This window comes from Sphingomonas sp. NFX23 (assembly GCF_049887795.1).
In the GTDB taxonomy this organism is placed as follows: domain Bacteria; phylum Pseudomonadota; class Alphaproteobacteria; order Sphingomonadales; family Sphingomonadaceae; genus Sphingomonas.
The window spans coordinates 256,268-280,930 of sequence record NZ_JAGEKH010000002.1 but is presented as its reverse complement, the minus strand read 5'-3'; the positions used below and the strand labels follow the sequence as shown (position 1 = coordinate 280,930).

Here is a 24,663-nt window from a genome sequence, read left to right as displayed (position 1 = left end):
TTACTTGGCGGCGTTGTCCACGCCCTTGGGCGCGATGTATCCGGCAGCGGCCTGCAGCACGCCGGAGTCGGTTAGGCGTCGTGGATCGCTGTCGAGCGCGAGGCCGAGATCGTCGATTAGATCGTTCATCTGCTTGATCGCGCGCATATGGTCGTCGGCGTTGATACCGCGCTCGGCAAGCGAGCGGCTGAGCAGCTTCAGGCCTGCGCGGATCTCGATCAGTTCGCCCATCAGATCCTTGATCGGGTCGACGAAGCGACGGATCGGCAGCGCATACGCGATCTTGCAATCGAGCACGCGACGGTCGCCCGTCTGAAGCGATAGCGTACGAAGCCGGCGTTGGACGGCAGGTCCGACCTGATGCGGGATGATCACGTTCTGCTGCCAGTCATCGAGCAGCGCCCAGTGACCGAGCATCGCTGCGCGCAGGCTGGAGTAGTTCGCCTGACTGACGTCGCCCGTCATCAGGTGGTATGGTGCCATGTTGGCGGAGACCGCCGCCATTTGCTGGCGGATGAACTCGACCGCTCCTCCCGATTGGGTCGGGTTGATCGTGTTGACGGTCTCGCCGGGTCGCGCGCGAAAGATCAAGCCCGGCGACAGGGCTTCCACGCCGCGTTCCGGCCGCTCGTCACCCTCGCGCGGCGCCGACAGCGGCGAACCGGCACTGCCTTCGGGCGGCGTGATGACGAGACCGAGGCACGCCTGCACCTTCTGCTGCATGCGAACGGCGTCCTCGATGTCACCGATATCGCGCAGCGTCATCGCGACCGAGGACAGCCACGAGACGCCGCGCGACTGCCCGAAGCGGAGGCGCTCGAACACGTGGTCGACATGCTCAGCGTCGACCGGTGCCGAGATGGACGAGCCGCCCATCAGCACGTCGCCGGGATGCTCGTCGAACAACCAGTAAGCGCCGATGTTGCGGTCTTCGTCGTATTGGACGCCCTGCCGGACGGTGTTGCCACCGGTCAGGCGACCGGTGCGGGTCAGATCGAGATAGTCGCCTTCAAGGCCATCGATCAGGGCGTTCGGCTCGTTCCCCTTCGGGCGCCATACCGTCAGCGTTTCACCGCCGATGATCATGCCGCGAGCACCAACCTTTTGGTGCTCGTAAAAGTCGCCACGATCGCTGACGCGACCCTCCGCCCACTTGTCCCAGGCGTCCTGCGCCTTGCGAGCGACTGCCGGGTCTGCGTGGGTGAACTGGGGCGCGATGCCGTCACCGATCATGTTGGCGACGATCTGACGCACGCCCGCTGCGGCGTACTTATTATTGCGAACGAGATCCTGCCCACCGTTACGCAGCATCACGAGGCCGTTCGCATTCTCCGCATCCGCCGACGTGGCCGGACGCTTCCACCCCTTCGTACGACGGCCACGCCCAGCGGCATCGTACTGGCGAACGGCATTGAGGCCGGCACGCGCGGCCTGCCGACGCGCCGCCCACAACGGGGCGAACGGCTCGATTGCGCCGTCGATCAGGTCACCGAATGCCATCGAGATCAGTTCGGATCGTACGACGCGAGCGTGTTCATCGAGCGCGTTTGCGGTGCGAATGCCGCAGCGGCACGGCTCCGGAAGTATCCCAGCGCCTTCATGATGTCTTCGACGCCGCGATAGGTGACGCTGTCGCCGTCGCTTTCGAGGCGGGCTTCGCCGGTGCCGAGGCCCCGCTCCAGGGCGGCGATCTCGGTTGCGTAATCGGGTGCAGGCATCAGAGCCATCCTTCGTTTCGTTCGAGATAGGTGTCGCGCGACTGCGGCACCGGTTGAGGTTCGGGCTGCTCGACGTCCTCCACCGGCGCGGCCGGAGCCGCGATGATGGGGCCGTCGAACAAGCCGGGCTGCGGACCGTCCTTCCCGCCATGGCGCTCCGCCCTGAGACGCGCCCAGTCGGCGGGCGTCAGGGTGTCGAGCATCAGCTTTTCGTGCGCGGCGGTGTTGTAGACCCGGCAATCCAGCCAGTGGTTCGGTCGACCGGCAAGCGGCTTCCAGACCCGGCGCGGCTGACCGGCGACCATCTCGGTGATGATCGTTTCCGCCGTGACCTGTTCGAAATACTCGTCGGGCAGGTCGACGTTGAAGTGCGCGCGGCCGCGCGATGCGGAGATCGCACCGACCGTTTCGGCCTCCGCTGCGGCAAGCGTCGAGCGAAGGAAGCCGTACCAGCTAAGCTTCACGCCGAACGTGCCGACGATGAACGCCTTGTCCTCCGCCTTCTTCGACGCCTGTCCGGCCTTGCGACCCTGCTGCTCGTACCGCAGGTTTTCGCCCCGCCCGAGGATGGGCAGGTTCCAGCCGGCGCGACCGAATACCGCGAGGCGGTTCGGATGTGCTCGGCAGAACGCTTCAGCCGCCTCGGTATTGTACCCGGCGTCGACGCAGACCTGATCGATCCCGAAGGTGCGCCCGCCGGGAAAGACCATCTTGCGGCGGGCGTACGTGTCGAGATCGGCCCACGCGCCTTCGCCCTTCACGTCGGTAGGGCCGGGGAGGAAGCGAGCGTCCAGCGTCCAGCTTTCCGCGTTCTCGCTCCATCCGACCTTTTCGAGGTAGAGACCGTCGCCCTGCACGTCGACGCCTAGGGTCGTGACCAACGGCCCGACGGGGACGTTGACGATCTGGCGCGGACCCCATCCTTGCTCGCGCAGTTCGCGGAGCTTCTCGTAGTCCGGGGTGCCGCCCTTCAACTCGAACTCGAAACCATGAACCAGATTGGTCCACGTCTTCAGCTTGTTCAGATCACCCTGCGCATCGCGGAACGACACGGCCATGTCGGCCCATGTCTGGAACGATGAAATGATGCCGGTCAGATGGAAGCCGCGCTTCACACTGGCCGGCATCCGCCCACGGGCAGCCCGGAATTCCTCTTCGGTCAGGATGCGAGGCGTCTTCACGCCGTCGATCTCGTCCGACAGCCACCCATCGGGCAGCTTCATTCCCGCCTTCTGCCAATGCTCGATGTGATCGAAGCCGCAGCAGGGCGGTATCAGGTAAGCCTGTTCGTGCTTGCCGTCCGGCCACTGGATATCGCCCCACTCGGGAACGAACCGGCTGCCGCATTCGGGGCACTTCAGGTGGTAGCGTCGGCGATCGGACACGGCATACGCCCGCCCGATCTTGCTCGTGCCCTTGATCGTCGGCGTCGAGATCTTCAGCCGCTTCGACAGACCCTGTCGACGCCACACCTTCAGGCGCTGGTCGACCATGACTTCCGGCGAGCCTTGCCCGTCCAGGTCCTCGGGGAACTGGTCGAGATCGTCCTCGACCGCGTATCGCACGGTGCGCTGGCGGAGCGAGGCGGCGGAGTTCGCGCCGGCCAGCAGCACGAAGCCATTGGACCGCGAGAACCTGATCTTGCTCTTCGTCGAGCCGTTGCCGTCCGGCGTACCCTGCGCGCGGATCGTGCCGCCCCGCTCCGGATTGAGGCGGGGCGTGTTCTCGACCATCGGCCAGAACTTCTCAGCCGCCCAGTCGAGCGCGGCTTTCAGCGTCGCCTGGACGAACAGCATCGGCCCCGGCGCCAGGTCGGAGATGAACCCGATCCAGTTTTCCGCCGATGCCGAGCCGCCCGACTGGGCGCACTTGATGATGGCCGCTTCCTCACAGGGATCCTGCGGCGACATCGAGTCCATGATCTCGACTAGTTCCGGCGCCGTCGAATGACGCCAGGGGCCGGGGATGGGATCGTCGTCTGCGAAGCGGCGAAATTTCGTGGTCCATTCCGACAGCCACATATCGGGCGGCGGGCGAAGGCCCGACGCGATCGACTTGTCGAGGCCGTTGGCGTTCGTTCGCAAGGCCGCTGCGGCAGCATCGCCGAAGCGGTCATAGTCGAACGCCATTATGCCTCCGTGAGTTCGGCTGCCGCCACCTCGTTTTCGATTGCCGGATCTTCGGGCGTGTCGTCCTCGGCGGTAAGCACGCCTTGCTCGACTTGGTCGGCGAGCTCCGCGAACACGCGGTTTATCTCCGCGATGCCGATCGCCATGATCGTACGGGTGTCCTTCTCGACTGCGAGCCGTTCCGAGATGCCCCGGAACATGGAGAGCATCCGCTCGCGGCAGACGCGGCCAAGCTCGGCGCTACGCCGGTGCATCTCAACAGCAGGAACCAACTCGCCGGCTTCGCGCGCGTTCTTACGGCGCATGCTGGCCAGCGTCTCTTCGGCGAGATCGGCACGCACGTGCGCCGCGCTCCGCCGACCGTCAGACTGATCACCCCCTTCCTCTACTGCCGCGGGGGCGGCGAGCGGGAGACCGGCACTAGGCCGCCCCCGCATCGGATCGACCCGCGTATTGATCCGCGCTTCCGACCGCTCGACATCGACCTTGACCGCTCCACTGGTCGGGCACTCGCCCATGACCAGCAGACCTTTCTTGACCCAGTTCGAGACCGCCGATTTCCCGACGCCGCGATGAACGGCGAACTCGCCCTTCGTCATCAGCGTCATGGAGCACCTCGTTCAACGTCCGTGAACAGTTCAGTTCACGAAGTTCATAATGCAAAAACGGGGTTGAACAGCGTGATTGCGCGCTCAGCCCCACCGCCCGACCCGTACACCCCCGGAAGGGACCCGTTGGGGGTGGGGGTATGGCACCGTTCGAACCCTAAACGGCGACGGGCGGCGAGACCGAAGCCGCGCCGCCCGTCGAAGGGTGTCATCAAGGGGAGAGAAGCTGCGAACCCGAAGGCCCAACCCAGCGTGTCAATAAATAGGCGGCTTTGGTGCGATAGGACCACAACAGAATGTTAAGCGCCTGCACTTTCATCCACTTGACACGTCGCGGCTAGGATTTCTGCGGTTCACAGCATTGCAGATGCCGGTGATGATACGCGAGTAGCGCATCTGTACGCCAGTCACACCGCGCTGCACGCCCAACTTCGGCATCAGCGAGCGCCATGGCACCTCGCGCTTGCCCCGTGCCAACTCGGTGACGGCCAGCCCGATCAGTTTGCGGTCATCCGGCGCGACGGCGTCGAGCCAGCCGAACGCCTCTTCCATCTCGGCGATGTCCTCGCGCGTCTGCGATGCAGGACGGAGAGCGACGTCGCCACTGGTCCCGTCACCACCGCGCGCGTCATAGTCGCCGGCCCACACGTCGCGGCTGATCTCCGGCCATGCACACCGCAGCGTCTGCCACCCGCGCTCGCGGTCGGGATAGCGCCAGCAGGTCAGCATGGCCTCTACCAAGCGGTCCTGCACGTCGTCGAAGGACAGAAATACTCTAATGGGAGGGTTTTTATCCTCACTCCCGTAAACGGGAGGATGGGTGGGAGGATAGAATGTAATAGGATCAGACACTTAGGGTCCTTTCGGGAGGTTGGGAGGCAAGGTGGGGGTACAACGCAGGTAGAAGTGCGGCGGAATTCATGTGACGGTTGGTTGCCAGTTTGCCTCCCAAGCTCCCACACCCTCCCTAACCCGCAGAAAACCGCGCTTCCCAGAGTTTCCGCATCCTCCCATCGGCGGGAGGCCGGGAGGATCAGAGCGGCCCATTCAAGTCGTCGTCGACATCGGAAACGGGGGTGCGGGGGGCGTCGTCCGACTTTCGGCGTGGGGTTGGCAGATCGTCCTCGACCGGTTTCCCGTCGCGCACGAAGTCTGTCGCCGAATAGAGCGGCCACACGTCTTTCCACACCATGGAGCTCGATTTGCGCTTGTGGAAGCCCTTGCGCTCCATCTGGGCAGCAAGATACTTCGGCGACCACGGTCTGCCTGTCGCGGGTAGCATTTGCGCCCACGTCTGCCAGGCCGCGAACAGTTCATGCAGCGCTGTTGATCCCATAGTCTCACCTGTCTCGCGCACGATGCAGACGGCGAGAAAGCGGCCGAGAAGATCGTTCTCGTCGAGGTACGCCTCGGTGGCCTCCTTGATCGTCTCCGGCATCGGCAGTGCGCTGGTCAGGTACTGAAGCGCACCCCTGACCATTCTGTTGAGGATGCCGCTCGCCTCCTTGACGAGCTTTGCCTTCAGTTGCGGATCCTGTTCTTCGTCGGGGATGATGATGTCCCAGGGGACGAGCTGCATCCGTCGACGGATGCCGTGATCCGTTCCGATCCGAGGTTTGTTGTTGGCGATGATCGTGTTCTTGAAGGTGATCTGGAGCTCGAACGGATCTCCAAAGTTCTCGCGCACGCCGCCCTTCGGTTCGTCACTGGTCAATTCCTTCACGAGACCGTCGGAAAGTTTAGAGCCCTCCTCCGCTTCGTTGGCGGTGACCATGCGTCTGCCGGCAAGTGCAGCGAGATCGGGAGAGGCCTCGGACCCTTTGCGCCCGCGATCGGCCTCGACGAAGGTGTTGATCGACGCCGCCCAGGCATAGTCGCCGAGGATCGCGCGCTTGGTGTTGACCCACACGCCCTTGCCGTTCGCGCCCTCGCCATAGAAGATCGCCATCTTCTGCGCCGACGCGTCGCCCAGCATGTTGTAGCCAGCCCACACGTCGAGGAAGGCGCACATCTCTTCCTTTGGCTGCACGCGCCCGAGGAACGCGTCATATGCCGGACAGGACGCATCGGGATCGTAGATCGCTGTCCCACACTTGGTGATCAGGTCTTCTCGCCGCGGCTCGATAAGCTCGACGCTCGCAGGACGTCCGCCTTCGGGACGGACGAATACCAGCGTACCGTTCGCCATATTGACGAGCAGCGGATCCTTGTCGAAGTCGCCGGTGTCAGCCGTCAGGCGTGCTTCGAGCATGGCTGGCAAACTGCGAATGTGTCCCGACCCTTCTGCCGTCCGACCCCATTTGCCGATCGTTTCAGACAATAGGATCATCGTGCCGTCGCGCAGGACCTTCACGACGCGGTCGAGCTTGCCCTTCTGCTGCTCTTCATGCGCTGCGATTTGTGATGCATCCCAACCGGGTTGAGCGTCGTCGGGAATGCCGCTCGCACGGATGAACGCCGCCTCTTCCTGTATGAGGCGAGATGTAGCCTGCACCGCGCGACCAAGCCGACTGAGCGCCATATTCCGATTCCAGCGCGTACCGTCCCAGACGAGCCAGCCCCATTGCTTCACGTACAGGAAGTTGCGGCCGAACCGCTTGAGGAAGCGCTCCAGATTGCCGAGATCGGTCTGAGGCAGCAGCGCACACTCTCGCGCCAGGTCCTCGCCCCGCCCCCCTTCCTGATGCAAACGACGCGCACCTCCCGAATGGGAGCTTGGCTTGCCATCGTCAGTAGGGCCGGGGGGAGGGGGCGAACCTCCCGACGAGTGACGCGGAGGCCCGCGCTCCCTACGGCCGCGCGCTGATGCAGCGATCTCGCTGAGATCGCGCGGCTGCTGAAGGCCGGCTGTCCATCCGCTGTCGAGCGTGGCGATCAGCTGTCGTTCGTCGTCGTGACCGGGGTTCGATCGTGCGGCGGACTCGAGACTGCTACGCGCGACGGCGTCCGTCAGCGCGCCGGCCGCAACCAGCGTGGCGATCTTGAACGCACTTTCGTTCAACTTGGCGTTGCGCCCGCCGGATGCCGCCCGGGCGACATCGCGGCACTCGGCATCGAGGGCGGAAAGCGCATACTTGCGCACGTCGTCGTCGACATCGCCAACGATCGTCACCGCCGACCCGGGCTTGCGCTGCCCCGCCGGCTTCGTAGCGGCAGGCTCCGCCTTCTTACGTTCGCGCAGAATACGCACGAGGTCAGGCGGCGCCGGCGCGATCGCGGTCGGATCGGTCCAGTCGCCGTGCAGCCAGGTGTAGGCGCCCGGTTCCTTCTTCCCGCCTCCGTCGAGGTCGCCCAACCGGACCGATGGCGGGACGATGACGTAACCGCCCTGACCGCGCACATCGACATGCAAGGGAAGGTTGCCGCGGTTCCCGATGGGCTCGCCCTCGGGCATGAGAAACCACTTATGCTCGCCGCCTGACGGGGTGAGTGAGGTGAGTGTTTCCGGCAACGGCGCGCCCATTTGGACGAACAGCGCCGCCTTCAGCAGGTCGACCGTCCAGACCTTCTCGTGCACGACCTCGGTAATCTCGCCGGTTTTTTCGTCGACCTCCTCCGTGACGTTGCGATCGGTACGCGGGTCAAAATCGAGGTGCAGCAACCCACCGTCACCGGAGTGTAGGCCGATCTGGGCACGCGGCCACTTGCGCCACCAGGCGAGGATCTGTTCCTCGTCGCAGGTTGCCTTGTGCAGCCCACCCGAGTTCGGGATGACATTGCCGTCGGCGTCGCGGTCGCCACCGACGAGCGGCCGTCCGTTCTTCTCGTTGCACGGAAAGACCGGCCAGCCCCGGCGCGCGAATGCAAGCGCCGCCTGACACATGGGCGACGTGGAAATAGCGGACACGATAGTTTACCCCCGAAGCGCCCGAAGGCGCGAGAAATGGATTAGGCGAACAGCGCCTTCATCTGGGCGAGCTTCGCTTCGGCGGATTTGGCACGCTCCTCGACCTGCTTGGCCCGGCGCTCCGTCGCCTCCGCCCGCTCGATCGCAGCGGCGAGTTCGGCCGACTGGTCGGGACGTTCGTCGAACCGCTCGCGGATCATATCGAAGAGCGTGTCCAGAGCGAAGACCGCAGCTGGGGGCGAGAACGGTGGGATGGGGGTTGCGGCGGGAGCCGGAGTACGCGCGGGCTTGGCAGGCATTTTGACAGGTTCCTTGATCGGCGGGACCGGGACTGGGCGGGTGGTCACCGCTTTCGTCGGACGTGGTGTGGATGGGGTTTGCTTCAGCTGCGCAGACTTGAGGACGGCAGCGGCCTGAACCGCGCGAGCGGTGCCGGCGTTGCCCCCTCGCGCGACGATCGCGGCGATCTTCGCGATACCGGCGTCGACAACGGGATCGGCCCTCTTCGCGCTCGGCATCGGCCGGGGTGCGGGCGTAAGTTCGGACTTGATCCGACCAAGTGCGATCGTCCGGCTTTCCCCATAGCCCTTGATGGTTATGCGGCCGGCGTCGGCGAGCTCGGCGAGGAGAGTGCGCGCGCTTTCCGGGCTATCGAACCCGAACAGCTGCATGATGTCGGCGTCGGTCGGCTGCACCACGTCGAGATTGCGATTGCGTTCGATCCAGTCGTACATGCGCGACAGGTTCAGTTTGGCATGCGCCATCAGAACATCCCCTTCGGCCGCGCGACCGCGACCTGCACGACGAACCCGAGCCAGACGATGATGACGTACCGCTGCACGGGAATGGCGGACGAGGAGGATTCTCCCCACGACACCGACAGCGTGACGAACGCCAGTCGACGCCGCCAGCGGATGCGAGATGCGATGGACATGAGCCTAGACCTTCATCGGCATGAGAACGAATATGGCCGCAGCGTCGAGGCGGTCGCGCCATAGGGTCGGACCAGCCCCATCGGTAAACGATCCCTCGACCTGATCAGCCGTCAGGTGTCCCAGGACATCGGCGAGATACCGTGAGTTGAAGCCGACGGTCAGCGCCGAGCCCATCCAGTCGCAGGCCATCTCCTCTACCGCGGTCCCGTTCTCTGGACTCGACACCGACAGCACGATCATGTCGCGGTCGATCGCTAGCTTCACGGCGCGCGTCTTGTCCGACGAGATCGTGGTGACCCGCGCGATCGCGGCGAGCAGCTGCTCGCGGTCGACCTTGAGCACGCCATCATGGTGTGTCGGTACGACCCGCGTGTAGTCCGGGAACTTGCCGTCGATCACCTTCGCCTGGACGACGGTGGCGCCGATCTCGACGCGTAGGCTCGTGCTAGACACCCGCACGTCGACCTGCCCCTCGAACCGGCCGAGCAGCGTGGTCAGCACCTTCACGACCTTGGTTGGGATGATGATGTCGGGAAGCGACGCGGCGCCGGCCGGCAGCGCCATCACGCCACGTGCTAGGCGATGCCCGTCGGTCGCGGCGAAGCGCAGATCCGCGCCCTCCGGTGCATGGACCGCCACGCCGTTCAGATAGTAGCGCGTCTCTTCGGACGAGACTGCGAACTTCACGGTGGAGAGCGCGGCGTCCAGTGCCAGCGCGGACATCTCGAACTCAGCGTCCCACTCCTTGCGCGGCAGCATCGGGAAGTCGTCCGCCGGGAGCGTCGCCAACGCGAACCGCGAACGCCCGGCGGACACGGTCAGCTTGGCATCGGCGTAGGACAGCCGCACCCGCGCGTCGCTCGGCAGCTTGTCGGCAATACGGGTGAGGATTGCCGCCTCGACCGTAATGACGAAAGTGTCCGCCGTACCGTCGAGCGACACATGCCGCTCGCCCCAGGCATCTAGGTCGGTCGCCGTCAGCGTAAGCGAGGACGGCGTCACGGCCAGCACCACGTTCGACAGCACCGGGATCGTGTTGCGTTTCTCGACGATGTCGGCGAGATCCTTCAGCGCGGCACGTAGCAACGGCGCGTCGATCTCGAACGCTCGCGCCGGCTCGCCCGCTACTTCCTTCTTCTTGGTCACGCCGTCATCTCCCCGTCGAGCGACAGCCGGTGCTGCCGCGCATAGTTTTCGAGTTGAGCGGCCTTCGCGCGCGCGGCTTCGAGAGCGCGCGGCAGACGCCGCCAGTATTGATCGCGCGCCGAGACCAGCGCGCCGAGTTCATGATCCTGCGCACGGGTGCGCGCGCGGCCGAGACGATCCAGCTCGGCGATGCGCCGATCGCGCGTCATGAGCTGGTCAAACGTCACGCGCGGGCGAGCCCCGTCATCGCGCCGGTGGAGACGATGACAACGCGCCGGTACGTCGGCGCCGCGCAGCCAGACACCTTGATCAGGTGCGCCGCAACCATCGCTGCAAGCCCCGCCTTTACCGCAACTTCGGTCAGCGCAGCCCGGCTGGCGAGTTGCTTGTCGGTCGGGCAGGGACGGTTGTTCTGCGCGAACCGCTCCAGCACGGGCAGCAGCGCATCGACGATCGCGGCCTCGTCGTCGATCAGCGTAGCGGACGGCGCTACCAGCACCGGGCGGGCGGGACGCGTCATAGCCGTTGGTGTCCCTGTACGGGTCGCGCGGTAGTTGAAGACGGTCGGATCGAGCTTTGATCGTGGCTGAGTGAGCAATACCAGCTTCCGATTAGCGAGTTCCCGCATGTGCTTTGCGCCGGCTGAGTTGACTGGAAGACACGCACGGGTCGCGTAGAGGCAGACGTCGCCGGCCTTGGCGACTTCCATCCACGCGTCGATGCGCGCAGGACTGAGCACTACACCCGGCGCTTCGTCGTGATCGGCGAGCAGCTGCATCGTCGCCATAGGGATCACGCCGCCCTCCGGAGGAGTTCGCGCGCTTCGACGGCGTCGAACCAACCGCCCTGCGGCGCTGTTTCCCAATCGTCGGCGGACACCGCGCAGCCGGTGAAGGCGTAGATCTGATAGCCGATGGCGTCGGCTGGCGTGGTGCCTTCCGACATCATTCGATCCAACGCGATATGCCCGAGCCCGGTACGCGCCATCAGCTTCGCCAGCGTTCCCGCTGGCTGCGCCATGACCCAATGCGCCAGGCGTCGGGCGCCTTCGTTCGGCACGCGCACACCAAGGCGCAGACGTAGCTTGGTCTTCATCGTTCACCTCCGTGAATGGATCGAGCGAGCGCCCGCATGCCGACAGCCACGCGGATCACGTCGTCGAGTTCGCGCTCCAGCTTCTCGGCGTCGATCGAACAGAACTTGCCGTCCGCCAGCCCGGAGCAGACGGCACGCGTGGTGTCGTTGAACTCTCCGGAGAGCGTCGCCATCATGTCCAGCAGGTCGCCGGAACTGGCGGCGCTCTCCGGAACGGCGACGAATACGCCGCCCATCGTAGCGCAGAGCGCCTGCGTCACATGAGGCCAGCCATCCCGCGCGCGCGCGAGCGGTTCCAGGTCGGCGATGACGTCAAGGGTGACGAAACAATCGGACTTATGGTCGGACTGGTATTCGCCGAGGGCGGACTTGCCGACGCGGCAATAAGGCGCGGCAGCCTCGAGTCCGCCGACGCCCTTGATCATCTCGCGGGTCGCGCGCTTGAGTGCGAGCTTCTCAGGCGTCATGACAAGCACCCAGAGGAGAAACACGTGGCGAAACGACCAAGTCGCGCTAATTCAAAACCTGCCCCGGACGTCGGCACGGCGATGGCCGTCGCACTGGCTCGGCAATTGCTGCGAACGGGCGCATTCACTGCGGACGATGTTCGCGCCATGGTTGCCGAGATGGACGAAATCGCAGCGGCTTCGCTGGACGAGAGGCCTGAAGCGGCCAAGGCAACCCAGAAGGGGGCGACATTCTTCCGACGCGCACTGGGCAACGAACCCGGCGTCGAGTTTCCTTTTGTCCTCACAGCGGGCTAGCCTCCTCTTCCGACATCGGCGGGAAGGCGAGGTCGATTTCCTCGCGTGCGATTTCGCGGATCAAATCCACGCCGGAAACATACCCGTCCTTTCCGGGTGACCAGTTCGCCTCGATCCGGGCAAAGTCCTCCAGATGGAAAATCGGAACCGACACGAAGCCGCCCTTGGCGATTGCAGCAGCGATGCGGTCGCTCGCGCCATCCAGCGCACGGTGGATAAGAGCCGCGGCTTCACGCTGCGCCATGTAGGCAACGGCGGTGCGCTGCTCTTCGGACAGCGAGGACAGATCGGGCATGGCGTCCAGCCGGGTCATGCGGACACCTGCTCTGTAGCAACATCAGCGCCCGAGACGATCAAGTCGATATCGACCTCGGGTTTCTCTACCGACGCCAGGAGGCGGAGATGAGCCAATCGGGAACGGGGGACACCGTTTTTCCTCCAGCTATGAACTGTGGAAAGGGGAGCATCCATCATGCGGGATACCGCCGTGCTTCCGCCGAGTGCGTCGATGATTTGATCAGCTACCGTCTGCATAGGCAGCGATATGCGATAAACGCAGACTTTCGGCAAGAAGAATCTGCGATAATGGTAGTTGCGAATATCGCAGATCATCGCTTCACCGGTACGATGACCCCGCAAGAAATTCGCGACGAACTCGACGCATTAGGTATTAAGGTGCGTGACCTCGCTCAGTTGTCGGGGGTGCCGGAAAACTACCTGTCAAAGGTGTTTGGCAAAGCCGGCCGTAAGATCCAGCATCACGAGATGGTTGCCATCGAGCGTGCGTTAGCAGCCAAGCGCGCGGAGATTGAGGGCACTGATGGCGGGGAGTTCGACGCGATGCCGCTGCCGAAAATCCCTTTGTTAGGGGAAGTGCCCGCGGGATCACCCCAAGAAGCTATCGAAATTTCCGGCAAGTGGCATCCGGTTACCGATCCCGACACTCCGCCGCGCGCCTATGCCTTGCGCATTAAAGGCGACTCCATGGACAGGCTTGTTCCTGACGGCGCCACAATCACTGTAGACCCGGACGATCGAGACCTTTGGGACGGCGCCCAATATGTGATCCGCACCCAAGATGGGGAAGCGACGTTTAAAGAGTATCACGCGAACCCCGCGCGGCTGGTCCCTTTGTCGAACAATCCTTCTCACGCTGTAATCAAGCTCGGTGACGAGCCGATTGAGATACTGGGGCGGGTGTGGTCTTGGACGGTTCGAGCGAGGCCTCGACCAGGCGCATGAGCGCATACCTGTGGACCTCTTCGAAGTCGGCTTCCCCGGACAAATAGAAGTCGCCCCACTCGTCCCGACTACCGACGCCGAGAGTTTCGGCGTCTCGCTCGGCACGCTCCTTGCTGGTCCGCCAAGGCGATTGAGGCTTTCCAAAAACCAGCACGCGATAGTGAAGCACCGACAAACTCCCGACTCGATATGAGAACATAAAAAGAACACGCTACTGATCGCCTGTCAATATCTGCTAATATCGCAGATTAAGCATTGACGACGTTATGCGAATATCGCACACGGCGAACCATCAGGGCAGTCCGCCCGATGGGAGTTGCGAATGCGCACCAACACCACAGCCCGGCCGGTAGAGCGGCCTTGCTCGCTAGACCCGTTCATGCACGCCCTCGGCCATCAGCCAGCTTCGGCCTTGGCTGGGGGACCACCGCAGTCAATCCGCGCCCTCGTCGGCTCGCGCCAGTTCGGCGACTTCAACACCGTGCTGATCGCCGAAGAGCCGGCATCGGCCGACCTGTCCGCGCACGTCGCTCGCTGGCGCGCGACCGATCGGGCGCGACGTGACGATCTGCCGCTCCGCGCACATCCCGATCAGACGGCCGACAGCCGCAGGCTGGAGTTCGCACTGGCGGTGACGGCCGGTACGTTCGGAGGCTGGATCATCGGCGGCATCATTGCCGCGGCAATCGCGGGGAAGCTGTGATGAGCATTTTTCCGGACATCCTGCCGCATTCGTTCACCACCCAGGAAGCGTCGGACCTGCTGAAATGGCAGGGGAGCGTGAAGGGACTTTCCCATTCGCTGATGGCGGACGGTTTCAAGAAGTTCAGGGTCGTCGGCGCCAAACTGGGAGAGCCAATGCGGACGGTGTGGCGCCGACCTTCCGTCGCCACTGCATCGCCCGAATGCATGTGTCGCTGCCACACCGGCACGTGCGGAGCCAACGATATGGATCTCGCTGAGCGCGCGATCGGGCTTGTGCAGATGCTGCGTCCGCTCGACGTGAAGATGATCGAGGAGATCCAGTATCTCGTGGACCGCGCCGGCGTCGACTACGCGCGTGCGGCGCTCAACCCCGGCGACCTCGACAGCGACGTGCCGTTCTGATGGCCTGGTATCACGCCAACGCAGTCGACGCCGAGTTCTGGTTCGGTCCGTCCGATACGCGCGACGCCGCCATCGTCAAGGGCAGGGCGCACCATGGACCGGTCCGGTTCTGGGTGGCTCAGGGCAAGCCCTTCGGAAATGATCTCGACGTGTTTGAGCCGGACGCCGCCCCGGTTGTCGACAGCTTCGATCGCATCAACGAACACAACTTTGGGGAGGATGGCGAAGGCGGTCCGCTCCATTGGGACGAGGCAGCCTGCGCAGATCTTTCGCGTCGGTTGAACGTCGTGTTTGCCCGGTGGGCCAATGAGCATGGCTATCAGCACGGCTGGCAGCTGGACCTCGGCGAAGGCGAAGAGGTTCGCCCGGTCCTGACGTTGGCGGAGGTGTGCCGCTGATGGCGCAGGACATTCCCCAGCTAATCGCCGACGCGCGCGCCTTCCTCGCCAAGATGGCGTATGCGTCAGACGAGCGCACGGTACTTCTAAGCGTCGTGAATACGCTCGCCGCTACCCATCTTGCTGCGGAGCGTACAAGCGACGACCGCCTGGAACCGCACCTGCCCGAACATGTCCAGGGCGGGAAACGTTGCGGCATTCAGCGGTCGGCATGGCTTCCCAGCTTCTACGTCGGCTGGTCGCCCCGCAACGAGAACGAGAACGCGGAAGGGCCGTGGTCCGATTGGGTCGCGCTCGCACACGCCATCCTCGCGGCCGACGTCGATGCTCAAACCAAACTTCAGGGAGAGGCATGATGCCGAGCGTCCTACAATCTTGGGTCACCGATCTAACCATGATGCAGCAGACCGTGCTGCTCACCGCCGTTCGCGGCCCCGATGGTATTCCGAAGTACGGCCCGACCAAAATGCTTCTGCGTTGGTATCGTCGCTGCGTCCTGCTGTCGGCAATGGATCAGGCAGTCCTGGCAACGCCCTACGAGCATGGCGGCGGGTCCTTCACCGGGCCCAGCTTCGCTGCCTTGTTCGGCAGCGACTGGCATGAGCCAATGGAAGAGATCGTCGGCGCCTATCTCCGCGAACTCGATGCCATCCCGCATCACTTCCAACTTCACCTTCTCCATGCCGTCGAAATCATTGGCTACAAGCATCCCGATCTGGACATCCGACACTTTTGGTGGGGCACGTACAAGCGCCTGGTGCACGATATGCACCTTTGGCCGGAGACCGAGGAACAGCTGGACCGCCGTCTCGGCGACAACCGTGACCAGTGGCTGGAGCGCAACGATGTTGCGACCGTCGAATGATGATCGCCGAACCCACCATGAAGATCATCGGCTGGGCTGCAACGCGCACGGCCGAATTAATCGTCGAGCGCGTTGCCGACCGTATCGCGAAGAAGGCGAAGACTCGCGTCGCCGAGGCGGCCGGCTTTGCGAACCAGCGCGTCCGGGCGGGAGGAAAAGTCTGATGCGCTGCATATCCCTCTGGCAGCCATGGGCATCTGCCGTAGCACTGGGCCTGAAGCGCATCGAAACGCGCCACTGGTCGACCAACTACACCGGTAAGCTCGCGATCCACGCTGCGAAGCGTTGGACCGGCGACGAGCGCGAGACCGCGGCGATGTTCGCTGGCCTTTACGATCTCCGGCTTGCGGCCCCGCCGCTCGGCGCGATCGTCGCGACGGCTCGCCTGGTCCGCTGCGATCGGAGCGAGGACATCCTCCGCCGCGGCATCGGCGAAATGGAAGAGGCGTTCGGGAACTACGGGCCCGGTCGCTTTGGCTGGATACTCGACGACATCGTCATGCTCGATGAGCCGGTGCCGTTCCGCGGCATGCAGGGCTTGTTCGACGTACCCGATGATCTGCTCGCGCAGGCCGGCAAGGGAGGGCTGTCATAATGGGCGAACTTCTTACCGGCATAACCGAGCCGTCCGGCCTGATCATCGCAGCAGCGGCGTCCGCCAGCGCGGCCGTAACCGATCTCGTCGAGGCAAGCCGTGGGACGATGGACCTCGCCACAAATCTGGGTGGCCGCGAGGTCGCCGAGAACTTGGCGGACGCGCTCCAGTCGGTCTGTTCCATCGAACTCGAAGCCGACGATCTCAACCCGGAACGCCGCGAGGTACTTGGGCAGCTGCTCGGTGCCATCAGCCGTTTCATAGAAGGATGGGCCTGATGCGTCCTATCATGCCGAACATAGAGGCACCGGTCGCGGTTATCGAAGCCGACCGCGACCAGATGCGGCGGGGCCTTTTATCGACGGGCGGTTGGTCCGTGGCGATGGCCACCGAAAACGTCGCCAGCTTGCCCGACACGGATGGGGCCCTCCAGATGCTTGCGCGCCATCGCATTGAGCATGCCCAGGGATGGCGGCCTATCGCGACCGCGCCCCGTGACGGGACGTGGTTTTTCACGAGGAGCAATCCAAACAGCTACTGTCCGTACGATGTCGCGCAGTTCGACCTTGCCGTCGGCGAGTTCGTAAAAGCGGGTTGCGGCTTCCAGTACGTGACGCATTGGCTCTCAGCAGAGGATACTGCGCAGGACGATGTCGACAGTCTGGCAGCGCGCATCGATTACGCGCGAACCTGCTTCACGGCCATTCTTGCCAAGCCCGCAGACGCTAAGGCGCTCGCCCGCGCCGGTCTCGATCTCTGCAATCTAACGGCCGCGCAACGTGCCGAGATGCGGGGGGAAGTGTAATGGGCGCCCCGAAGTTTTGTCTCGGCTATCCGTCGCGTACGGCAGCCGTTCTCGCGATGCGGCAGGAAGGTCTCTCAACTTCGATCATAGCCGCACGGATCGGCATCGAGCCGAATACCGTCACGGCCTTGGAGGCCAGTGCCAATCGACAGAGCCGAACGCAACGTCGAGAGGTCGAGCTTCCGTCGTGGAACACGGTCGCGATCGACAACGACGTCCTGCGCGCGCTCCGGCCCCATGCCATCCGCAGACAGGTGACGGTCACCGCCCTAGCGCGGCAGCTGCTGGCCACGCTCGCCGATGAGGACCTCGTAGACGCGCTACTAGACGATGCCGACGAGATCGCGGCGAAGGTGGCCGCATGATCGAGCGCCCCCGCTTCCTCTACGCCGATGCCGAGATGGCGCTCGTCGCCGAGGACATTCGCAAGAACCGCGAGCAAGGTGATCCGCCGCTGGTCGCAGCCGGGAAGCTGTCCGCCGAGGACGCCGCCAACCGCCTGCGGATCTCAACTGCCATCGCCGTCGACTGGGCGCACTATGCGCGTATCGAGCTTCCGCCGGTCAAGGGCGCGACCAACGCGGAGAAGGTCGCTGATCTGAAGGCAGTGCTGACGGGTGCGATCAAGCGCCATGATCATGCCCGCCAGGCGATCGTCAACGAGTACGGTGAACGGTTCTTCGTCCGATCGCTGGCTCAGCTATGGGCGCTTGTCGACGCGCACGACCCGACGACGGCGCGCGTCCGGCCTTACCTGCACTGGGAAAGCTACATGGCCGCCCTGGAGGCGATGCTCTGGTGGCAGCAACGCGCGCCGGACTGCAATCGCCGGGCGATCACCTTCGCAAACATCCAGCTGCGGCAGATGGGTTACTACCCACACGAACGGCAGGTGGCGTAGATGGGCGCGGAACCGGTATTTGGTGAGATGCTGAGCCGCCTACGTCGTGCGGCGAAGAACGGCACGCGGCTGCATCTAGACCCGGAACACGTCGCGGCCTTGCTAGACGACGATATCTATGCGGTTCTGTCCGCACGCGAAGCCAAGGAGTTCCGATTGCAATGCCGTCCCGTCCCGCTACCCGCACCGGAAAGCGAGCCAAGCGCGGTACCGCCGCAGCTGATGGCCGGTTCGAACTCGGGCCTTTCTGGCTCTGGTACCGGGCCGATCGGGACGACTGGAACATCTGCTGGCTTGATGGACGTACAACCCGCCGCACATCGACGGGTATCGGAGGTGGCGGCGGAGCTCCGCCGGAAGATGCAAAAGAGAGCTTAGCCGATCACTGGACGGCATGGCGCGCGAACGCGAAAACGATCCAGCCAGTCGGTCCGCTGGCACCCGGCGACGTCCTGATCGCCGAACTGACAGCGATGTGGATTCAGCAACACGTTGCCAACCTTGAAGCGCCCAGCCGTTATCTCGATTCCGTCGAAGTGCTTGAGACGTTCTGGGCGCACATGCGCGCGAAGCGCCTTCTACCCGATCCGCTGACGGTCCTTTCTATCACCAACGGTTTGATCGACGCCTTCATCGCGTGGAGGTCTGAGCAAGGCGTCTCGGCGCCGACAATTTCGCGCGACATCGCGGCGCTTCGCGGTCCGATCAACTGGGGAATGAAAAACAACCATTTGACGGCCGCGCCGCGCATCAAGGAGGTCAAGGGCCGGAAGAAGCGGAAGGAGCTCGAATGGAGCCCGGAGCAGGTCGCCGCGATCCTCGACGCGGCCGCGGCGGACGAGCAGCGTCGCCACATTCATCTGTTCGCGATGATCAATCTGTCGACGCACGGACGGACGGAGGCGATCCTCGAACTGGATGCCGATACGCAGATCCGCCAGGGCCTAATCTACTTTCTGCGTCCCGACGAGGAGCAGACCCGCAAGCGTCGCGCGATCGTGCCGATCTGCCCCACGCTCGCGCCGTGGCTCGACGGTGTGACCGGCAAGGTCATCCGGTATCGCACGCCGACGTCCGCGAAGACGCGGGCAGGGGGCGGGGCCGATTGGTTCGAACGTCCAACCGCGAACATCGCGAATGGTTTCGAGGGCGTGCTACTCGCCGCCCACGCCGCGCGACCGGATCTCGGACTGGCGCAGCAAGCGACCGACTCCGACGGCAAACCGGTTTGGCTGGAGCCGCGCAAGAAGCTGGGCGAGACCAAGCGCCGGCCGAAGATGGTCGGCATCGGTACGCCTAACACGCTGCGCCATACGATCCACACATGGCATAAGCGCCAGGGCGTGCCCGAAGCTCAGATCGATGCGGCCGCCGGCCACAGCGAGCAGGGGACAGGCGCGAGCTATACCCACCTGCGCCCCGAGTACCTGCGCGAATTTACCGCCTCGACCGAGGCGTTCTGGCAAGCCGTGGGCGAGTTCACCGATACCCATTTGCGATACCAGCGCGATACCAACGTGGTTGCACTGACCGGAGCGCGGGTTCGGCGCACTGCATAATACCGAATGTTTATAACGGCTTGCGCGTGGTGGAGCCGAGGGGAATCGAACCCCTGACCTCTGCAGTGCGATTGCAGCGCTCTCCCATCTGAGCTACGGCCCCGCGCGGTTGGCCATAGGCCAAGATGGTGATCTAGCGGCTCGATTTGGGCCTTGCAACCGGGTTGGTGAGACGGCTCGAACTTCCCTCCGGCGCGTCGTCGCAACGGAGCGTCGGGTCGCCGTCAAGTCGCCGCGATCGCAGGAACATTCCGCCAGTTTGGCGCTTGTAGACTTCGGAATGTACGGGCTTGCTATCGACGAACCCGGCAACCGCAGGACAGCAATTAGGAGGTTCCTATGGTCTACGAACGCAACACCCGAGATCGCCAGTCGGGCGACTATTACGGTCGGCCGAACTCGAACGATTATGGTCGCGATTTCCGCGCGGACGGTGGCGGCTATGGTCGTTCCAGCGCGCGCGAATATGAAGCCGCCGGCGAATATGACCGCGACGATAACCGCAGCGGCCGCGGCCAGGGATATCAGGGGCGTGACGACCAGGGACGCGGCGACCAATATGGTCGCGAGCAGGGCGGTCGTGATTATTATGGCGGCCACAATGACCGCTCGCAGCCATCGGGCGGCGATCGCTACGGCCAGTCGCGCTACGCCCAGGGATCGGGCCAGGGTTATGGCCAGCAGGGTTATGGCCAGCAGGGTAACGGCCAGCAGGGTAACGGCCAGCAGGGTAACGGCCAGCAGGGTTACGGTCAGCAGGGTTACGGCCAGCAACGGTCTGGACAGGGCTATGGCCAGCAGTCCTACGGCCAGCGCAGCCAGGGTTCGGGCGATACCGAATATCATGGCAGCTATGCATCGGATGGCCGTCGCTTCGAGGACGTCGGTCGCAACCGCGATGCCGATGACGACAACCGCAACTCTTCGCGTGGCGGCAGCCGGAACGAGGGGCGTGACTATGGTCGTCAGCCACAGGGCTATGATTATGACGATCGCGGTTTCATCGCGCGCGCAGGCGACGAAGTTCGCTCGTGGTTCGGTGACGACGAGGCGGAGCGTCGCCGCGAAGCCGATGCACGCTATGACGAGCGGTCCTATGGCAACTCGGACAATCGTGCGTTCGGCAATCGCTCGTCGAACACGCATGACGACCATTATCATGGCTGGCGGAGCTCGCAGATCGCGGCGCTCGACCGTGACTATGACGAGTATCGGAACGAGAACCGCTCGAAGTTCGAGACCGAGTTCTCGTCGTGGCGCAATGAGCGCCAGGGCCAGCGCAGTTCGCTGTCGCAGGTCACCGAGCATATGGAAGTCGTCGGGTCTGACGGCAGCCATGTCGGCACGGTCGACAAGGTGAAGGGCGACCGGATCCTGCTGACCAAGAACGACCGCGATGCAGGCGGCGTGCACCACTCGATCCCGTCGCGCTGGATCAAGACCGTCGACGGCAAGGTGACGCTGTCGAAGTCGGCCGACGAAGCCAAGGCGGCGTGGAAGGAAGAAGAGCGCAACTCGGCGATGTTCGAGTACGGTGATCGCACCGGCGGCGACAAGAAGGATGCTGGCACCAGCGGTTATGCTTCGAGCTCGCAGACGGGCAGCACGGCGACCGGCACGGCATCGGGTACTGGCACGGCATCGACCACGGGCACGACGACCGGCGGCACCACCACTGGTACGACGTCGGACACGCTCGGCAAGTCGGGTTCGACCACGTACTAACTGGTTGAAAGCGTTGGCTGGCGTCGCATGATGTCAGCCGGAAAGGGGCCCGGGCGGAAACGTCCGGGCCTTTTTGCAGGTTGCGTTGGGTGTGCGTTTCGCCATACCCGCAACACGAATAATCAAGACAGGAGCAAGTTTATGGCCCGTGCATGGAGCCTGAAGGCACGTCCGCAAGGCATGCCGAAGCATACCGACTTCGCCATGATCGATCTCGACCAGTCGACGCTCGGCGCCGGCGAGGTGCGGATCGCCAATCGCTGGCTGTCGGTCGACCCGTACATGCGCGGGCGGATGAACGACGTGAAGAGCTATGTCCCGCCGTTCGCGCTGGGCGAGGCGATGCAGGGCGGTGCGGTCGGCGAAGTGGTCGAGAGCAACGACGACGGCATCAAGGTCGGCGACATGGTGCTGCATATGGCGGGCTGGCGCGACGAGGCGGTGGTGCCGGCCGCGCAGGTGCAGAAGCTGCCCGCGCTCGACGTGCCTCCGCAGGCGTTTCTGGGTCAGCTCGGTATGCCGGGGATGACCGGGTATTTCGGGCTACTCCAGGTTGCCGAAGCCAAGACTGGCGACACGGTGTTCGTATCGGCGGCGGCGGGTGCGGTCGGATCGACCGTGGTGCAGGTCGCCAAGGCCAAGGGCATGACGGTGATCGGTTCGGCCGGCGGCGCGGAGAAATGCGCGTGGGTGAAGTCGCTCGGTGCGGATGCGGTGATCGACTACAAGAGCGACGTGCCGGTGGTGAAGGCGCTCGGCGAGGCTGCTCCGAAGGGTATCGACGTGTATTTCGACAACGTCGGCGGCGAGCATCTCGACGCGGCGCTGGCGCATGCGCGGATGCATGCGCGGTTCGCGGTTTGCGGGATGATCGACGTGTACAACAGCGGCGCGGCGACGCAGTTGAAGTACCTCGCGCGACTGATCGGTAACCGCGTGCAGATCCGCGGGTTCATCGTCAGCGACTACATGAATCGCGCCGAGGAGTTCTACAAGGACATGGGCGGGATGCTGGCGGCGGGGACGCTGAAGCGGCAGGAGACGGTGCACGAGGGGCTCGAGACGATGCCGGATGCGTTCCTGGGGCTGTTCTCGGGTGGGAATACGGGGAAGATGCTCGTCAAGGTTTGAGCTGCTCTTCGATCCTCCCCCGCCAGGGGGAGGTGGCACCGAAGGTGACGGAGGGGGAGGAACGCGCAACCACAGTTATCCCTTACCTCCCCCTCCGTCTGGCAAGGGCCAGCCACCTCCCCCTGGCGGGGGAGGATGCAGTAGAGGGACGGCTGCATTCCCGCGTCACCCCGGACTAGTTCCGGGGGGCCACCGTGCCGCGTATCGACGGCTGGCGAGTATGCGGATCGGTGGATGCCGGAACGAGCCCGGCATGACGGAGTGGGTGATCGGTTCCGCTACAACCACTTGGCCTGCTTGAACTTCACGTACAGCGCGGCGCAGACGACCGCGATCACGCCCAGCACGACGAAATACCCGTACTCCGTCTTCAACTCGGGCATGTTCTCGAAGTTCATGCCGTAGATCCCGGCGATCGCGGTAGGCACGGCGAGGATCGCGGCCCAGGCGGCGAGCTGGCGGGTGATCGCGCCGGTGCGTTGCTGTTCGAGCAGGTTGCTGAATTCGAACACCGACGTCAGGACTTCGCGCAGGCCCTCGACCATCGTCTGCACGCGGCGGACGTGGTCGAGCACGTCGCTGAAATACGGTTTCGCCTCGGCGTCGATGCACGGCAGGTCGAGGCGGACGATCTTGCCTGCGACCTCGCCCATCGGCCCCAAGATACGCTGGAAGCGGATCATCTCGCGTCGGAGCCCGAAGATGCGGACGATCTCGTCGCGGCCCAGGAATGCGTCGATCGTGCGTTGCTCCATCGCCAGCACCTCGTCCTCGATGCTCTCGACGATCGGGAGATAGCCGTCGACGACGTAATCGAGGATCGCGTGGAGGACGTAATCGACGCCGTTGATCAGCAAGGTGGGCGCGGCTTCGAGCTGTTCGCGCAACGCCTTGTGCGAGCGTGCCGAGCCGTGGCGGACGCTGATGATGTGGCTGTGCCCGACGAAGATCGCGGTTTCGCCGTATGCGATCTTGTCCTGCTCCAGCTGTGCGGTGCGGGCGACGACGAACAACTGGTCGCCATAGACGTCGACTTTGGGCAACTGGTCCGCCTTGATCGCATCCTCCACCGCCAGTGGGTGCAGGTTATACTGCTCCTTCAGCGTCCGCATCTCGGCGTCGGTCGGGTCGCAGATGCCGATCCAGACGAACTCGGAGCGATCCGCGGGACAATCGACCTTTTCGTCGATCGAGACCGCGCGGACGCGCTTGCCATGGCGATAGAGATACGCGGCGACGACCGTCATGGAGCCTCGAGGATTACGCTTACTGGGCTCGCGCCGGTATCAGAACGCCGGGAGCACCGCACCCCGATAATGCTGCTCGATGAAGGTCTTGGTCGCCGGGCTGCGCAACGCGGCGATCAGCTTCACGACGCGCGGATCCTTCTCGCCGCCGGGCAGGCCGACGACGAAATTGACGTAGGGGCTGTTCTTGTCCTCGATCGCGAGCGCATCGCGGACCGGGTTGAGCTTCGCGTCGAGCGCGTAGTTGGTGTTGATCAGCGCAAGATCGACCTCGCCGAGCGTGCGCGGCAGGGTGGCGCCCTCCAGTTCCTTGAACTGCAGGTTCTTGGGGTTGGTGGCGATGTCGTTGAGGCTCGCAAGCGGGTTGGTCGGATTCTTGAGCGTGATCAGCCCGGCCTTTTGCAGCAGCAGCAGCGCGCGGCCGCCGTTGCTCGGCTCGTTCGGGATCGCGACGGTAGCGCCGTTGGGGATCTCCGCGATCGACTTCCACTTGCGCGAATAGGCGCCGAGCGGTTCGACGTGGACGCCAGCATAGGTCACCAGATGCGTGCCGCGCGAGGCGTTGAACTCGTCGAGATACGGCTTGGTCTCGAAATAGCTGACGTCGATCTGCTTCTGCTCGACCTGGAGGTTAGGCTGGACGTAGTCGTTGAAGACGCGGATCTGGAGGTCGACGCCTTCCTTGGCGAGCGTCGGCTTGATCGATTCCAGGATTTCGGCATGCGGGACCGCCGTCGCGGCGACGGTCAGCGTCTTGCCGTCGTTGGTCTTGGTGCCACCGCAGGCGGCGAGCGCGAGCAGCGAGAACGAGGCGAGCAAAATGCGGCGGTTCATGGCGGTTCCTAG

32 protein-coding genes and 1 tRNA gene are annotated in these 24,663 nt (G+C 64.2%); 16 read left to right on the top strand and 17 right to left on the bottom strand.

Features of this window, described 5'->3' with window-relative positions; translation table 11 throughout:
• From J4O76_RS05210 to J4O76_RS05150, 13 genes are all read right to left on the bottom strand, one after another.
• Positions 1–1,500 (bottom strand): phage portal protein, encoded by a 1,500-nt coding sequence (locus tag J4O76_RS05210; protein ID WP_426280668.1) that lies wholly within the window; start codon positions 1,498–1,500, stop codon positions 1–3.
• 5 nt (positions 1,501–1,505) lie between these two features.
• The gene (locus J4O76_RS05205; RefSeq protein WP_426280667.1) at positions 1,506–1,718 is read right to left on the bottom strand and encodes a phage head-tail joining protein; all 213 of its coding nucleotides are present in this window, start codon (positions 1,716–1,718) and stop codon (positions 1,506–1,508) included.
• Positions 1,718–3,847: a phage terminase large subunit family protein gene (locus J4O76_RS05200; protein WP_426280666.1), complete on the bottom strand. Its 2,130-nt coding sequence runs from the start codon at positions 3,845–3,847 to the stop codon at positions 1,718–1,720. Before J4O76_RS05200 ends, J4O76_RS05205 begins: the two co-directional genes overlap by 1 nt.
• Positions 3,847–4,455: a hypothetical protein gene (locus tag J4O76_RS05195; protein WP_426280665.1), complete on the bottom strand. Its 609-nt coding sequence runs from the start codon at positions 4,453–4,455 to the stop codon at positions 3,847–3,849. Before J4O76_RS05195 ends, J4O76_RS05200 begins: the two co-directional genes overlap by 1 nt.
• Before the next feature lie 315 nt (positions 4,456–4,770).
• Entirely contained in the window at positions 4,771–5,208 is a 438-nt protein-coding gene (locus J4O76_RS05190) for a DUF6362 family protein (RefSeq protein ID WP_426280664.1), read from the bottom strand.
• Positions 5,209–5,488: 280 nt separating this feature from the next.
• A complete protein-coding gene (locus J4O76_RS05185; RefSeq protein WP_426280663.1) occupies positions 5,489–8,302 on the bottom strand; it encodes a phage/plasmid primase, P4 family in 2,814 nt (937 codons plus the stop codon).
• A 41-nt stretch (positions 8,303–8,343) separates the two neighbouring features.
• Positions 8,344–9,066: a hypothetical protein gene (locus J4O76_RS05180; protein WP_426280662.1), complete on the bottom strand. Its 723-nt coding sequence runs from the start codon at positions 9,064–9,066 to the stop codon at positions 8,344–8,346.
• A complete protein-coding gene (locus J4O76_RS05175; protein ID WP_426280661.1) occupies positions 9,066–9,236 on the bottom strand; it encodes a hypothetical protein in 171 nt (56 codons plus the stop codon). Before J4O76_RS05175 ends, J4O76_RS05180 begins: the two co-directional genes overlap by 1 nt.
• 4 nt (positions 9,237–9,240) lie before the next feature.
• Positions 9,241–10,383 carry a DNA polymerase III subunit beta gene (gene dnaN, locus J4O76_RS05170; RefSeq protein WP_426280660.1) on the bottom strand — a complete coding sequence of 381 codons (1,143 nt, stop codon included), beginning with the start codon at positions 10,381–10,383 and terminating at the stop codon, positions 9,241–9,243.
• Entirely contained in the window at positions 10,380–10,610 is a 231-nt protein-coding gene (locus J4O76_RS05165; RefSeq protein ID WP_426280658.1) for a hypothetical protein, read from the bottom strand. Before J4O76_RS05165 ends, dnaN begins: the two co-directional genes overlap by 4 nt.
• Positions 10,607–11,179 (bottom strand): hypothetical protein, encoded by a 573-nt coding sequence (locus J4O76_RS05160; RefSeq protein ID WP_426280657.1) that lies wholly within the window; start codon positions 11,177–11,179, stop codon positions 10,607–10,609. The genes J4O76_RS05165 and J4O76_RS05160 overlap by 4 nt, the downstream gene beginning before the upstream one ends.
• Positions 11,176–11,478, bottom strand: coding sequence for a hypothetical protein (locus tag J4O76_RS05155; protein WP_426280655.1), 303 nt, complete (start codon positions 11,476–11,478; stop codon positions 11,176–11,178). Before J4O76_RS05155 ends, J4O76_RS05160 begins: the two co-directional genes overlap by 4 nt.
• Positions 11,475–11,945: a phage regulatory CII family protein gene (locus tag J4O76_RS05150; RefSeq protein ID WP_426280654.1), complete on the bottom strand. Its 471-nt coding sequence runs from the start codon at positions 11,943–11,945 to the stop codon at positions 11,475–11,477. Before J4O76_RS05150 ends, J4O76_RS05155 begins: the two co-directional genes overlap by 4 nt.
• A gap of 81 nt (positions 11,946–12,026) precedes the next feature.
• Between J4O76_RS05150 and J4O76_RS05145 the strand changes: the two genes are divergently transcribed.
• Positions 12,027–12,242: a hypothetical protein gene (locus J4O76_RS05145; protein ID WP_426280653.1), complete on the top strand. Its 216-nt coding sequence runs from the start codon at positions 12,027–12,029 to the stop codon at positions 12,240–12,242.
• Here the strand turns inward: J4O76_RS05145 and J4O76_RS05140 are convergent.
• On the bottom strand, positions 12,229–12,555 hold the full coding sequence (locus J4O76_RS05140) for a hypothetical protein (RefSeq protein WP_426280652.1): 327 nt from the start codon (positions 12,553–12,555) through the stop codon (positions 12,229–12,231). The two genes, J4O76_RS05145 and J4O76_RS05140, sit on opposite strands and share 14 nt — an antisense overlap.
• Before the next feature lie 89 nt (positions 12,556–12,644).
• On the opposite strand from J4O76_RS05140, the gene J4O76_RS05135 reads away from it, so the two are divergent.
• The 13 genes from J4O76_RS05135 to J4O76_RS05075 all read left to right on the top strand — a co-directional run bounded on the left by J4O76_RS05135 (position 12,645) and on the right by J4O76_RS05075 (position 19,714).
• Positions 12,645–13,484, top strand: a complete 840-nt coding sequence (locus J4O76_RS05135; RefSeq protein WP_426280650.1) for a LexA family protein — start codon at positions 12,645–12,647, stop codon at positions 13,482–13,484.
• 322 nt (positions 13,485–13,806) lie between these two features.
• Positions 13,807–14,187: a hypothetical protein gene (locus J4O76_RS05130; protein WP_426280648.1), complete on the top strand. Its 381-nt coding sequence runs from the start codon at positions 13,807–13,809 to the stop codon at positions 14,185–14,187.
• Complete coding sequence (locus tag J4O76_RS05125; RefSeq protein ID WP_426280647.1) at positions 14,187–14,591, top strand: hypothetical protein; 405 nt, start codon at positions 14,187–14,189, stop codon at positions 14,589–14,591. The genes J4O76_RS05130 and J4O76_RS05125 overlap by 1 nt, the downstream gene beginning before the upstream one ends.
• Positions 14,591–14,989 (top strand): hypothetical protein, encoded by a 399-nt coding sequence (locus tag J4O76_RS05120; RefSeq protein ID WP_426280645.1) that lies wholly within the window; start codon positions 14,591–14,593, stop codon positions 14,987–14,989. Before J4O76_RS05125 ends, J4O76_RS05120 begins: the two co-directional genes overlap by 1 nt.
• Entirely contained in the window at positions 14,989–15,345 is a 357-nt protein-coding gene (locus J4O76_RS05115; protein ID WP_426280644.1) for a hypothetical protein, read from the top strand. The genes J4O76_RS05120 and J4O76_RS05115 overlap by 1 nt, the downstream gene beginning before the upstream one ends.
• A 38-nt stretch (positions 15,346–15,383) precedes the next feature.
• Complete coding sequence (locus tag J4O76_RS05110) at positions 15,384–15,854, top strand: hypothetical protein (protein WP_426280643.1); 471 nt, start codon at positions 15,384–15,386, stop codon at positions 15,852–15,854.
• The gene (locus J4O76_RS05105; protein WP_426280641.1) at positions 15,851–16,018 is read left to right on the top strand and encodes a hypothetical protein; all 168 of its coding nucleotides are present in this window, start codon (positions 15,851–15,853) and stop codon (positions 16,016–16,018) included. Before J4O76_RS05110 ends, J4O76_RS05105 begins: the two co-directional genes overlap by 4 nt.
• A complete protein-coding gene (locus J4O76_RS05100; protein WP_426280640.1) occupies positions 16,018–16,449 on the top strand; it encodes an ASCH domain-containing protein in 432 nt (143 codons plus the stop codon). The genes J4O76_RS05105 and J4O76_RS05100 overlap by 1 nt, the downstream gene beginning before the upstream one ends.
• A complete protein-coding gene (locus J4O76_RS05095) occupies positions 16,449–16,727 on the top strand; it encodes a hypothetical protein (protein WP_426280639.1) in 279 nt (92 codons plus the stop codon). Before J4O76_RS05100 ends, J4O76_RS05095 begins: the two co-directional genes overlap by 1 nt.
• Positions 16,727–17,254, top strand: coding sequence for a hypothetical protein (locus J4O76_RS05090; protein WP_426280638.1), 528 nt, complete (start codon positions 16,727–16,729; stop codon positions 17,252–17,254). The genes J4O76_RS05095 and J4O76_RS05090 overlap by 1 nt, the downstream gene beginning before the upstream one ends.
• A complete protein-coding gene (locus J4O76_RS05085; RefSeq protein WP_426280637.1) occupies positions 17,254–17,619 on the top strand; it encodes a hypothetical protein in 366 nt (121 codons plus the stop codon). The genes J4O76_RS05090 and J4O76_RS05085 overlap by 1 nt, the downstream gene beginning before the upstream one ends.
• The gene (locus J4O76_RS05080; protein ID WP_426280636.1) at positions 17,616–18,155 is read left to right on the top strand and encodes a hypothetical protein; all 540 of its coding nucleotides are present in this window, start codon (positions 17,616–17,618) and stop codon (positions 18,153–18,155) included. Before J4O76_RS05085 ends, J4O76_RS05080 begins: the two co-directional genes overlap by 4 nt.
• A gap of 161 nt (positions 18,156–18,316) precedes the next feature.
• On the top strand, positions 18,317–19,714 hold the full coding sequence (locus J4O76_RS05075) for a hypothetical protein (protein WP_426280635.1): 1,398 nt from the start codon (positions 18,317–18,319) through the stop codon (positions 19,712–19,714).
• Between the two features lie 27 nt (positions 19,715–19,741).
• On the opposite strand, the gene J4O76_RS05070 is transcribed toward J4O76_RS05075, so the two are convergent.
• Positions 19,742–19,817 (bottom strand) — tRNA-Ala (locus J4O76_RS05070).
• Positions 19,818–20,053: 236 nt separating this feature from the next.
• Here J4O76_RS05070 and J4O76_RS05065 point away from each other — a divergent pair.
• Positions 20,054–21,439 (top strand): DUF2171 domain-containing protein, encoded by a 1,386-nt coding sequence (locus J4O76_RS05065; RefSeq protein ID WP_426280634.1) that lies wholly within the window; start codon positions 20,054–20,056, stop codon positions 21,437–21,439.
• 141 nt (positions 21,440–21,580) lie between these two features.
• Positions 21,581–22,570 carry an NADP-dependent oxidoreductase gene (locus J4O76_RS05060; RefSeq protein WP_426280633.1) on the top strand — a complete coding sequence of 330 codons (990 nt, stop codon included), beginning with the start codon at positions 21,581–21,583 and terminating at the stop codon, positions 22,568–22,570.
• 278 nt (positions 22,571–22,848) lie between these two features.
• Here the strand turns inward: J4O76_RS05060 and J4O76_RS05055 are convergent, their stop codons facing one another.
• Positions 22,849–23,817, bottom strand: a complete 969-nt coding sequence (locus J4O76_RS05055) for a magnesium and cobalt transport protein CorA (RefSeq protein WP_426280632.1) — start codon at positions 23,815–23,817, stop codon at positions 22,849–22,851.
• 39 nt (positions 23,818–23,856) lie between these two features.
• The gene (locus tag J4O76_RS05050) at positions 23,857–24,651 is read right to left on the bottom strand and encodes a MetQ/NlpA family ABC transporter substrate-binding protein (protein WP_426280631.1); all 795 of its coding nucleotides are present in this window, start codon (positions 24,649–24,651) and stop codon (positions 23,857–23,859) included.
• Between the last annotated feature and the right edge of the window lie 12 nt (positions 24,652–24,663).